This is a genomic window from Stenotrophomonas rhizophila (genome assembly GCF_003751305.1).
Taxonomy (GTDB): Bacteria; Pseudomonadota; Gammaproteobacteria; order Xanthomonadales; family Xanthomonadaceae; genus Stenotrophomonas; species Stenotrophomonas rhizophila_B.
Window position 1 is genome coordinate 49,312 of the sequence record NZ_RJKV01000001.1, and the last position, 12,684, is coordinate 61,995.

General features: G+C 67.8%; 6 protein-coding genes. 3 read left to right on the forward strand and 3 right to left on the reverse strand.

Annotated features, from left to right (window positions below; genetic code table 11):
- Positions 1-104 precede the first annotated feature (104 nt).
- The gene (locus EDF74_RS00160) at positions 105-593 is read left to right on the forward strand and encodes an RcnB family protein (RefSeq protein ID WP_123728325.1); all 489 of its coding nucleotides are present in this window, start codon (positions 105-107) and stop codon (positions 591-593) included.
- A 94-nt stretch (positions 594-687) separates the two neighbouring features.
- On the opposite strand, the gene EDF74_RS00165 is transcribed toward EDF74_RS00160, so the two are convergent.
- The 3 genes from EDF74_RS00165 to EDF74_RS00175 form a co-directional block, all read right to left on the reverse strand.
- Positions 688-5,289 (reverse strand): MBG domain-containing protein, encoded by a 4,602-nt coding sequence (locus EDF74_RS00165; protein ID WP_123728326.1) that lies wholly within the window; start codon positions 5,287-5,289, stop codon positions 688-690.
- A gap of 12 nt (positions 5,290-5,301) precedes the next feature.
- A complete protein-coding gene (locus EDF74_RS00170; protein WP_184996992.1) occupies positions 5,302-6,843 on the reverse strand; it encodes a ShlB/FhaC/HecB family hemolysin secretion/activation protein in 1,542 nt (513 codons plus the stop codon).
- A gap of 358 nt (positions 6,844-7,201) precedes the next feature.
- Positions 7,202-10,738, reverse strand: coding sequence for an autotransporter domain-containing protein (locus tag EDF74_RS00175; RefSeq protein WP_148045891.1), 3,537 nt, complete (start codon positions 10,736-10,738; stop codon positions 7,202-7,204).
- Positions 10,739-10,973: 235 nt separating this feature from the next.
- Between EDF74_RS00175 and glyA the strand changes: the two genes are divergently transcribed.
- Positions 10,974-12,227, forward strand: coding sequence for a serine hydroxymethyltransferase (gene glyA, locus EDF74_RS00180; RefSeq protein ID WP_123728329.1), 1,254 nt, complete (start codon positions 10,974-10,976; stop codon positions 12,225-12,227).
- 1 nt (position 12,228) lies between these two features.
- Positions 12,229-12,654, forward strand: a complete 426-nt coding sequence (locus EDF74_RS00185) for a hypothetical protein (RefSeq protein WP_123728330.1) — start codon at positions 12,229-12,231, stop codon at positions 12,652-12,654.
- The last annotated feature ends 30 nt before the right edge of the window (positions 12,655-12,684 follow it).

Below are 12,684 nucleotides of genomic sequence, written 5' to 3' on the forward strand. Positions count from 1 at the left end.
TGAATGCGGGGTCAAACCCATTGAATTGGAAACCGTTTCCAGCCGGAGACCGTTCAGACGCGGTGCGCATGATGGAGCCATCAACCCACCAAGCGAGGCCAGTCATGCGCATGAATCGATTTGTGGTCGGGGCCGTTGCCTCGCTGCTGGCCCTGGGCACCGTGGCCCCGGCCTTCGCCGATGACCATCGTGGACGCGGTCACGACCGCCGCGAGTGGCGTGATGACCGCCGCGACAACCGCCACGACAACCGCCACGATCGCCATGACCGGCACGACCGTCATGACCGTCGCGAGGTCCGCCACGACCGCCGTTACGACCCTCGCTACGACAACCGTGGCTACTACCGTCCGGGCCCGCCGCCGCCGCGTGTGGTCTATCGCCCGGCGCCGGGGTATGGCTCCTACGGCTGGGCGCGTGGCCACCGTTACCGTGAGTACTACGGTGGCCCGGTCTACGTGGTCAACGACTACAGCCGCTATTCGGTGCGCCGCCCGCCGCGCGACCACCACTGGATCCGCGATGATCGCGGCAACCTGCTGCTGGTCGCCATCGCCACCGGGATCATTGCGGATTACGTGATCAACCGGTGAGCCGGATGCGTGATCCGGTAACCTGGCGGTCGAACGCTACATGACAAAAAGGCGCATCCGGTGGATGCGCCTTTTTGCTATCGCACGCCGGCGATCATTCCGGCGGCTGGCGCAGGCAACCTCCGCCCAGGGACGTGCAGCGATCTTCCGCGGGCCTGATGGCCGCACCGTCCATCCGGTACATAGGGGTGGTCGACGGTTCAGCCAGCGGGGACACAGCGACAGCAGGCAGATTCGCCGCGACGTCACGGGCCACCTGCCGTGCCTGCTCTGGCCACACGCCGACGATATCCAGCGTACCGGGGCGATAGCGGATGTCATAGTTGCCCAAGCGCGCGCCCCGCGCATCGCTGGCGAGGATCGCGTAGCGGCCGGGGCGGGCATCGGCATCATCCCCCTCGGTGCGCAACACAACGCTGTCGATCGCATCGCCGTTGAGCAGCCCTTCGGCGGTGTGGCCGTTCAGTGCGGTGGTCTGGCCAATGCCCCCGCGGGCGTCATTGGCGGTGATGGTCAGCCCGGCCTTGCCGATGGACAGGATTCCGTTGACGTAGGTGATGTCGTAGTTGGACAGCCCGGTGCCGTCGGCATTGCGGGCAGTGATCACGTAGTTGCCGACGTTGGCCATGGCGCTGGATCCGGCACTCGCAAGATCGACCTTGCCCACCGTATCGCCATTGAGCAGGCCATCGAGTTGATAGCCGTTGAGGCCCCCGGTCTGGCCATAGGTCTTGCCGCCGTCGTTGGCGGTGATCGTCAGTGCCCGTGGATCCACCTGCAGGGTGCCGTCGATGAAGCGCAGTGCATAGCCGGATTGCGGGCTGTCGAGTGATCCCTTGCCGATCCACAGCGCATAGGGTGTCGTGGACACATGGGCCGTCGCAGCGGAGCCGGCTGATGTGATCAACGGAGCGCCACTCAACACGCTGCCGATCTGATCCGTCTTGTAAGCCCCGGTTACGCCCTGCATCGCCCCGCTCACGATGTAAGCCTGGCTCAGATCGAGGGCATCGCCATAGGTCTTGCGCAGGTTTGCACCGGTGACGGTCAAGAGAGGTTGGTAGGCGAACAGGTAGCGGTTGCCGCCGGCGGTCGGCGTTGCGAATGCCGGGGTGTTCCAGAGTGCGGTATTGCCGCTGTCGACCCCGTTGAACTGGTGGTTCAGCATTGGGCTGTCGAGGAAAATGCGCCACTGGCCAGTGCCGCCGCTGACATCGAGCGCGGTGGAGCCGACCTCGTTGACAAAGCGACCCCCTGCGGCGAGGTCGATCGTGTCGGCCCGGATCATGCCGGTGAGGCGCAGCTCGCCACCGCTGCTGGCGCGCAGTGCCCCCGATACCGACGTCGTACCGAGATCGAGCGCACCGTGGCTGGTCGCGGCCAACGAGGACGCAGACACGCTGCCGAACGCCAGCGCATTGCGATCCGTGATCGCCACCGCGCCGGCTCCGACGAGGTCGACCTTGCCCCCGAAATCATTGTCGGCGCGCGTCAGGGTGATCGCACCGCCATTCGTCGCCAAGCGTGTGTCGCCCGTGACCTGGAACGCAGCCGACTGGGTGATGCCACCTCTCTCGCTCGCGAGCGACAGGGTGCCACCGCCGTTGCCGTCGTCGATGGTCAGCGCACCGCCGATCGCGATCCGCGCTGCAGCGGCATCCAGCCCGGCAAGCGCATGGCTGCCGCCGACCGCGCCCTCGAAGCGTATGTCGCCGTCGCCGGCGCGCGCGGTCAGGGTATGCCGGCCACTGGCGGTCGAGTCGACTGTGCCGATGAACGCGATGTCGCCCGACGCGCTGTCCAGCGCGGTGTCGGCGTCGAGCACGACGCCGCCCCGGTAGGTCTGGTCGCCCGATGTGGTGATGGCAGGCGCCAGGCGGATCGTCGCCGCCTGTACATCAAGGCTGGCCGCGTCCACCTGGCCGAGTACCAGAGTAGTGCTGTCGTGGAGCGCCACGTTGCGACCGCGCGTGTGCACGCGACCACGGAAGTCGTTGCCGGCACCGCGCAGGTCCATGTCGCGACCCGCATCGAGGGTCGCTGCGCCGCCTGCAGTGATGCGACCACCGGTCTGTACGATGTCCACGCCGCTCGACAGCGCGAGCGCGCCTGCCGCGGAGACGTCGGCACCGAGCACCAAGCCGTTCGCGCCATGCAGGGACACCGCACCGCCGCCCAGTGCGTGCCCAAGGGCCAATGCGCCCGTCTCCGAGCGCAGGGTCACGCGCCCTATGCCCGTAGTGACCGCGGTGGCGAGTTCCAGAATGCCGCCCGCGAGGTCGACATTGCTTCCAGCGCCGCTGGCGAGGTCGACGACCCGCAGGGTGTCTTGGCCGCGCAGGACCACGCCTGCACCGGCGCGCGCGCCCACATCACCGCCGAATCGGTTGCCGGCATGTCCCATGGCGATTGCGTCGACGGCATCGAACGATGCGGCCGCGTCGACGTCGAGTGCGCCAGCCTGGCCGATCGTCGCGCCGCTGTCTGCGGTGAGGCTGCCGCCGACGCGGCCGGCACCAAACACGAGGCCGCCGGTGCCTGCATGCGCGCTCAGGTCGCCGTCGATGTCGAATGTGCCCAGTGAAAGCGCGCTGCCGGTCAGCGCGGCATCACCGGTGACCCTCGCGTTGGCCAGCGTCAGCCCGGCCACGCTGGTCGCGCGCAGGCTGTCCACGGCGATGCCGTCGAGCGCCAGCGTCGATGCGGCATCGACGATTGCAGCGTCGCCATCGAGCCACAGCGTGCCGCCGAAACGGTTGGCGGCGTTGTCGAGCGTGATGTTGCCATCGGCCACGAAGCGGGCGTGGCCGCCGATCTCGTAGGTGCCTTGTTGGGTGTACGCGCTGCCACTGTCCACGGTCAGCGTATCGCTCACGCGGATGGCGTGGGCGGATACCGTCGCGCCCTCGAGCGCCAGCGACTGCAGACGACGGGACGCACCGGCATCGGCCTCCAGCGAAACCGCATCGCGGGCGTCGAGCGTGAGCCGACCGCGACCGTCGGTTTGCGCGTCGAGGAGACCGGTCACGGTGATCGATCCATCCGTGCTGCGCACCGTGTAGTTTCCCCCACGCAGACCGATCGCGCCGAATGCGATGTTGCCCGTGGTATTGAGGTTGCCACCGACCGTCGTCTGGTAGTGGACGCCGCGGGTATCAAACGACGACAGCGCCGTCACGCCGCCGATGTCGCCCGCGAACGCCAACCCGCGGGCGGTGATGCCGAGTGCGTACGCGCCATCCACGCGACCGCTGAAGTCTACGGTGCCGGCGCTACTGGTCAACTGTGTATCGCGTTCAAGCAGGAGGTCGCCATCGTAGCGCTGGTAGCCGAGCGTGGTGACTGGTCCGGACAGCCGCAGCTGCGGCGCCCTTGCAATCAACGCGCTGACGTTCAGCGTGCCGAATCGCAGCATCGCGGCGTCGCTGATGTACACGTTGTTGCCGGCCAGCGACACGATGCCGCCGAAGGCATTGCCGGGGTTGTCCAATTCGATGTCGCTGTTGGTCTGCACCGTCGTCGCGCCGCCCACGTGGAGCGACGCGAACTGCGCCAGTGCGATGCTGTTGCCCACCACCAGATTGCCCTGCACGGTGCCGCCGAGCTTGTGGATGCGGTTGGTGGCCGACCCCAGCGACACGTTCTGCAGAGGGCCGGTAAACTGCAGCGTCCCAGCCGAGAGGGCTCCTGAGTTCTGGGTGACATCGCCTTCGGCGTACAGCGTGGCGGCACCGGCGTAAACGTCGCCGGTCTGCACGATGCCCCCGCCCCGGGCCTGTACCAACAGGCTGCCATCATTGCCCGAGAGGCTGCCGGCGGTGACCAGCCCGCCCACGTTGATCAGGCTTGACAGCAGACCCGGCGCCACCGCCGCCTTCAGGCTGATCGCCCCGGCCTTCAGGGTGCCGCTGTTGTTGATGGCGCTGTTGCCGAACGCGGTGCCGGTTGAAGTGCCGATGCTGGCCAGGTAGTAGCTGATGCCGATGCCGGGCTCGTAGAACTGCAGCTGCGCCTGGTTGGCCGCCAGCAGGTTGATCTGCGCGGCCTGGATGCTGCCGCCATTGGTGATCGCCGCGCCCAGCAGCGAAATCGACCCGTTGGGGGCGCTCAGGGTGCCCTGGTTGATGATCTGCGCCCCGGCCTGGAAACTGCCCTGGAAGTCGTAGACGTCATCGGCCACCCCGCCGTCCAGCGTCATCGTGCTGGCTACCAGGCCACCGACGTTGACGCTGGATCCGGCGCTGAACACGATCCCGGCCGGATTGATCAGGAACACTTGGCCGTGGCTGTTGAGCATGCCGGCGATGGTGCTCGGTGTGCCCGAATGGATCCTGTTGACGGTGACTGCGTTTTTGACGGGCACCATGAAGGTGACGCTATGGGCGTTACCGATGTCGAAGCTGGCCCAGTCGATGATGGCCTTGGCCGAGGTCTGGTCGACGGTGAGCGCGTTGGCACCGTTGGGGGTGATGGTGCCGGCGCCCGTGCTCCAGCTGCCGCCGGTAGGCAGGGTCGCGGCAAGCCCGGCCGGCACCCACAGCGCCATCAGCAGCGGCAGCCAGAGTGGGCGCAGTGCCAACTGCCGCTGCGAGGGCAGGGCAGCACCGGATCCGGCCATGCTGCCACTGGCCAGCTCGGAAGCAACTTGGACGCGGCCCAAAGCACGATTGAAAACAAGGCGATAGATACGATTCATGGTCTGTGTTCCTCAGAACGTCAGGCTGATGCCGGCCCAGACGCGCATATCGTCTTGATCGGTAGGTTGGGTGCGGCCGGTCGGGGTGGAGGCGGTCAGGTTGAACTGCAGGCCCTGCAGCTGCGGCAGCCGCAACTGAAGGCCCAGGCCTGCGCCTTCGAGCGTGATGGGCTGCAGCCCGAGCCGGCGGTTCTGCGCCACGGGCGAGGTCCTGCCCCAGTCGTAGAACACCTGGAACGACACCACGTCTCCCCAGTTGCGGCCTTGGAACGGCGAGGGCAGGGTGGCGAAGCCGGGCGCATCGACCTGGTATTCGAACGTGGCCTGCACGCCGCGATCGCCCAGCGCGGCCGAGAGCGGGAAGGCACGCACGCTGTTCGGGCCGCCGACACTGAACTGCTCCATCGGTGTCAGTGCGTTGTCGGTGAACTGGCCAGTGCCACGCAGATAGAGACGCTGGTTGCCGGGCAGGGCCTGCAGGCGAGCCGCCGACAGTCGCGTCACCCAGTAGTAGCTGTCGTGGTTGGGATACAGCCAATCGAACGGCGCTGACTCGTCGCTGATCGACTTGCGCGTGCTCAGCTGCACCAGGTTGATGCCGCGCAGCCGGCGGTCGGTATGCCGCATCGACAGGCCGGCTTCAAGCACGTCGAACGCATGACTGGAGAGCTGCATGCCGAGGCCATCAAGACGGGATTCCTGGTGGATCCAGCGGCTGGAGACCTGCAGCAGCAGATCGGTGCGGTTGATGAATTTCCAGTCCAGCCCGACGTGGCCGACCGTGGTGGGGCCATGGATTTCCAGCGCCGAGAACGGGCCGTTGTTGAGCTCGATCTCGCTGCGGCTCACGCCAGCGGTCAGGCTGAGGCCATCGATGGCGGAGGAGGGAATACTCAGCGACAACGCCCCCTGCCAGCTGTCGGCCGGGTCCAGTCCGTAGGCGACACTGGCGCTCAGTACATCAGCCGCGCCCAGCGCGTTGAAGGCACTGATACCGAGTTCGGCGCGGTACTTGCCGGTGCTGTCGGTGCCATGGTTGTTCAGCCCGGCCGTGACTTCATACGGATGCGCGCTGTCCTGGGCGACCAGCACGATGTCCGTTTCACCAGCGTGCTCACCGGGCTGCAGGATCGAAGTGACCGACACCCCGGGCAGGTCACGCGCATACAGCAGGGCGCGGTCCAGTTCTGCCCGGCGCAACGGGCGGCCGATCAGCCCCAGGCTGCTGGCGGTGAGCTGGTCGTCGCGGTAGCGCTGGCTGCCCTGCACCAGCACCCGGCCCACCCGGCCTTCCAGGACTGTCAGCGTCAGGGTCTGGCTGTCCCCGATGTCCTGCGGCGGCACATAGGCCACCGAGACCAGAAACCCTGCCTCGCGATACGTCTGGGTGATACGCGCGCTGATCTGCTGGATCTGCTCGAAATCCAGTGCAGCGGGCAACGTTGGGCCGATCTCACGCAGTGTCCGGTTGGCGACGGCCTCCACGGCGGCGCGGCTGATGCCGCTGGCAGGGTGATCGCCCACCCCCTCCACCGTGACCCGTGCGATCAACACGGTCGTGGCGTTCGGTGTGCCGGGGGTACTGGCTGCGCCGGTTTCTGCTGACTGAGCCCAAGCCTGCGGGCCGAGGCAGGTGCTGAGGGCCAGAGCGAGAAGGCTGGTATATGGCCGCCGGCGCGTGCCTGGCAGGAGACGATCGGGGTGACGGCCGGAACGGGACATCGGAGCACTTCCTTGACGGTTCGGGGGCCTGGACGCGAATCGTCCACGGGGCCTGATCCTTCTTGACCGTCAAAAGCGTGGCAGTCCTATCATCGCGATCCACACCCGCCGACACGCGCACCGGATACTGCGCGCCCATGAAAAAGGGCGCGCCCGAAGGCGCGCCCTGTAGGTCAACCGTTGACCTGCATCAGAACTGGACGGACCAGTTCAGCTGCACCCCCACACCGCGCTGGCCGTCGCCGGCGCTGGTCTGCGCCTGCAGCGACAGGCGGCTTGCCGTCGTCGGGCTGACCGCCACGCCCAGCTCGGCAAGACCCATGCTGCGCGCCAGCGGCACGGACTGCATCGCAAAGGTCGTATCACCGTTCTCGAAGCGCGCACGCGTCGCTGCCCCCAGGTCACCATCGGCATACTGCCAGCCGACCCGTGCAGTGAGCGCCGCACGGTCACGCTGCCCGCCGCTGATGTCCCACACCGCGCGCAGCGCTGCCACGCCGGTGCTCAGTTCATCGCGGTTGGCCTGCACCTGCAGCGCACTGCTGCCGCCGGTTTCGGCGATCCGCTCACTGCGCAGACGCACGTGTGCCAGTTCGATCTCCGGGGTCAGCGTCAGGGTGCGGGCCGTGAAGTCCCAGCCCGCGCGCGCGAACACGCGGGTGGCGGTGGCATCCGACCGTGCCGCCAACGACTGCGACAAGGTGCTGCCGACGGTCACCGCGCGGGTGGTGTCGATGCGGTAGTCGGTGCGGCTGACGCCACCGCGCAACCCGAAGTGTTCGCCCTGGAACTGGCCGTACACGCCGTATTCGGTGGCGTCCGCGTCGGCCTTGGCCTGGCGGTCGTCCAGTCGATTGGTCAAGGTCTGCTCGCCCACCGCCACGCCCAGCAGCACGCGCTCGCTGATGCGCCAGTCGGCACCCGCCATCAGGCCCTGCTGCTGCACGCGCGAACGCGCGCCCACGCCATCGGCGTCCAGGCGCAGCGAGTTGCCGCTGCCGGCCACCCACACGCCGGTGTTGCCGGCGAGGACGCCACTCATCGCCGCGCCGTCCAGGCGCTGGTGGATGCCATCGCGCAGGAAGCGATCCTGCAGCAGCGCGGTGCGCGCGGCGGCGTGGATCTCACCGCCCAGACTGTCGAAGGCCGGCACTACCTGTGGCACTTCCAGGCGGACGACGGCGTCATACACCGCATTGCCCGCGCCCAACGCTTCCACCGCGCCGGCCACGGCCTTCTGATTGGCATTGACGACCACGTCCGGGAAGGCCAGTTCGACCTCCGGCATGGAGACGTCATTGCGCGCCATGGTCAGATAGACGTTGTTGGCGTCATAGCTCAAGGTCGGATCGAGGAACGCGAAGTTGCTGCTCACCCCGGCGAACGTGCCCGCCACACCATCACCTGCCGTCAGCACGGTGTAGCGGGTGGAGACCGCCCAGTTGCCGGCTGCCGCAACGGCAACGGTACCCGCAGTACCCAGAGTGGCCTGTCCGGCCACCGAGACGAGGTCACTGCGGCCATCGGCGGCAACGTCCACCTGGTAGGTCGCGCTCGGGTCGAACACCAGGTCGCCGCTCATCGACAAACGCCCGACGCTGCCAAGCTGGCGGCTGCCAGGCGACAGCACGCTGCCGCTGAGCAGGTGCGCGCTGCCCACGCTGCCGGTGCCGGCCAGCAGGGCGTTGCTGGTCATCTGGATGTCGCCGCCCAGCGCACCGGTTACCTCCAGCATGCCGCCGTTGACGACGGTGGTGCCGGTGAAGGCGCTGCTGTCGCCGGTCAGGGTCAGGAAATGGCGCCCCTGGCGGAGGGTGCCGCTGCCGCTGAACTGGCCGGCGTACTGCAGCACGCGGGTGGTGTCGATGGCGAAGGTGCCGGCGTTCCCGATCTCGATGTTGCCGGTCGGCAGTGCATTGCCGGTGGCAAGCAGCGTGCCGCCTTCGATGCGGGTGTCGCCGGTGTAGGCGCTGCCGCCCAGGACCAGCGTGCCGCTGTCGTTCTTCACCAGCAGGCTGTTGCCGCTGGCATCACGCACGCCGCCGGCCAAGGTCACGCTGTTGCCAGGGGCGACCCAGACGCCGACCTCGCCGTTGAGCGCGATGATGTTGTCCAGCGTGATCGGGCTGCCCAGGCCCAGCGAGGTGCCGTCGGCCATGCGCAGCGTGCCGGTGCCCAACGCCTTGCTGGTGCCTACCGAGAGAGTGCCCTGCTCGACGTACAGGCCGCCGCTCCAGGTGCTGTCGGCACCGAGCATCAGCGTGCCGGCGCCGGTCTTGCGCAGGGCGCCGCTGCCGCTGAAGGCGCGGGAGGCCATCAGGTTGCTGGTCACCTCCACGGTGGAGTCCGCCGAGACCAGCACGGCACTGTCCAGGTTGAGCCAGGTGTTGGCACGCAGGGTGCCGCCCGCCAGTTCGAACAGGCCCTGGCCGGTGCCAGCGGTGATGGCGACCTGACTGCTGCCGCTGTCGCCCACCGCGAGGGTGGCGTTCTGGCCGACCGTGATCGTGCCGCGGCTGGTGCTGGTCATGGCCAGGTCGATCGAGCCGGTGACCAGGGCGTTGGCACCGTCGTCGACCAGGAAGCTGCCGGTACCGTTGGTGCCCACTTTGAGGATCGTGCTCTGCCACTGGCTGTTGGTGCCGGTGACCTCGACCGCGCCGTTGCCGCCGACACGGTTGCCCAGCCACGCTTCGCCGCCGCTCAAGCGTCCGCCGTCGAACACGGTGACCGTGGCCCTGCCCAGGTCGCCGAACACCATCTGCGCGACCCCTGCATCCAGGCGGGAGCCGGTGTCGCTGATTTCCAGCGTACCCACGCCGGTGGCGGCCGAGCCGACGTAAAGGCCGCTGCCCGCCGTGGCGGTGGCGCCGCCGGACAGACGGGCCGTGCCGGTGCCGCCGTCGCCAATGCGGAGGTCGCGGGTGGTGGTCCAGCTGGCACCGTCGCTCACGACCATCAGGCCCACGCTGCCCGCGTTGACGCCGACCCGGGAGAACTGTGCAGTCACCTTCGCCCCATCGGTCACGTTCACGGTGCCGTTGCCGCCCGCACCCAGCAGCAGGGTGGCGCCGGTCGTGAAGGAGGAGGTTGCGCCGGAAACGTTGACCACGCCCACTGCCCCGAGCCCGGAGGCGATGTAGGCGTCGCTGCCGATCGCCAGCGTGCCGCCGTTGTCGACGTCGACCAGGCCCTTGCCCCAATGCCCGACGCCAATGGTCCCCAGCGAGGTCCAGGTCGAACCGGCACCGCTGATGGTGGCGCGGCCGTCGGCCGTGCCGCGGGTGCCGAGGACTTCGCCGGTGCCCATGAAGATGGTGGCCGAGGTCAGCTGACCGCCGCCCTGGATCACCAGCGTGCCGATGCCGGTGTCACCCACGTGGATGTGATTGGTGGCTTCGCCCGTGGTGCCCACGATGGCGGTGCGGTTGCCGTCGATGTACGTCGCGCGGGCCTGCGGGTCGGCGGCACTGGGTTCGCCCAGCTGCCAGTTGCCGGGGGTTGCCCAGTCACTGTCGATCGTCCCGCGCCATTCATTCCAGCCAGGCTCTGCCGCGAACGCGACAGGCGCGATGCAGCCCAGTGCGATGGCGGTGGACAGCGCGGCCAGCTGCGGCGCGCGACGCGCGGCGGTGGACGAGGCCGCGCGGCCGCCGCGGGCGATTTCTGAAACAACCTGCACGCACTTCAGCGCGTGATTGAAGACCACGCGATACACATGATTCACAGCCAACCCCTGTTTGAATGAGACGATTCCCTGAATTGGGAATAACGGCCGCTGGTTGAACGCCTTTAGGGTCTGAAATCACAAAAAATGAACAATTCAAGGAACGCTGTCGCAGTTCAGCTTGTTGGTCGTCATTGAAGAATGGATCGACCCCGCCTTCGGCAGGGGCCAGCCGCCGATCTCGGCCTTACAATGAAGGGCTGCCGTTCCCTCATCCCCTGTCCTGGAGTAAGCGATGTTCCCGCGTGACGTCCGCATCGAAACCTACGATCCCGAACTGGCCAAGGCCATTGCCGCTGAAACCCAGCGCCAGGAAGACCATGTCGAGCTGATTGCCAGCGAGAACTACACCAGCCCGGCGGTGATGGAAGCCCAGGGCAGCCAGCTGACCAACAAGTACGCCGAGGGCTACCCGGGCAAGCGTTACTACGGTGGCTGCGAATACGTGGACATCGCCGAGCAGCTGGCCATCGACCGCCTCAAGCAGCTGTTCGACGCCGACTACGCCAACGTGCAGCCGCATAGCGGCTCGCAGGCCAACCAGGCCGTCTACTTCGCGCTGCTGCAGCCGGGCGACACCATTCTCGGCATGAGCCTGGCCCATGGTGGTCACCTCACCCACGGTGCCAAGGTCAACGCCTCGGGCAAGCTGTTCAACGCCATCCAGTACGGCGTGGACGAAGCTGGCCTGATCGACTATGACGAGGTCGAGCGTCTGGCGCTGGAGCACAAGCCGAAGATGGTCGTCGCTGGCTTCTCGGCCTACTCGCAGGTCATCGACTGGGCGCGCTTCCGCGCGATCGCCGACAAGGTCGGTGCCTACCTGTTCGTGGACATGGCCCATGTGGCCGGCCTGGTCGCCGCCGGCGTCTACCCGAGCCCGCTGCCGCACGCCCACGTGGTCACCTCCACCACCCACAAGACCCTGCGCGGCCCGCGCGGCGGCATCATCATCGCCAAGGGGGCCAGCGAAGAACTGCAGAAGAAGCTGCAGTCCATCGTGTTCCCGGGCATCCAGGGCGGTCCGCTGATGCACGTCATCGCCGGCAAGGCCGTGGCCTTCAAGGAAGCACTGGAGCCGGGCTTCAAAGCCTACCAGCAGCAGGTGGTCAAGAATGCCCAGGCGATGGCCAACACGCTGATCGCGCGCGGCTACAAGATCGTCTCAGGCGGTACCCAGAACCACCTGATGCTGGTCGACATGATCGGCAAGGAGGTCTCGGGCAAGGACGCCGAAGCCGCGCTCGGCCTGGCCCACATCACCGTCAACAAGAACTCGGTGCCGAACGACCCGCGTTCGCCGTTCGTGACCTCGGGCCTGCGCCTGGGGACCCCGGCGGTGACCACGCGCGGTTACCTCGAACAGGACTGCGTGGACCTGGCCAACTGGATCGCCGATGTGCTCGACGCTCCGGCGGATGAGGCCGTGATCGCCCGCGTCCGCGACGCGGTCAGCGCGCAGTGCCGCAAGTACCCGGTCTACGGCTGATATGGACGAGGGCCGGCAACGGCGTACCTACGCCGTGCTGGCCCTGATCTGCGGCATCGTAGGGATGGCCGGCGGCGGCGCCTTCGCCGCCATCGGGGTCTGGGTCGCGTTCGTCGAACCGGCCTATCTCGATCGCACCTCGCGCCTGTTGATCGGTGGCTGGGGCAGTGCGGGCCTGATCGGGGTACTCGGCTGGCTGTGGTTAAGCAGCCGCTATCTTCGAGCGGGACGCACCGGCCTGCGTGACAGCGGACCCTGGCCGTGGGCGGCCTTGGGTCTTGGAGCACTGGCCGCCGTGGCGGTCGTCGGCATGGCGTTCTGGCAGGCCGCCGCCAGTCCGACGGCGCTGGTCCTGCTGCTGGCGGGGCCGCCACTGCTGCTGCCGGCGGTCATGCTGGTGCGGTTGCGGCGAACCCAGAGCACCTGACCGGATGGAGGGCCATCGCACACAGCGGCG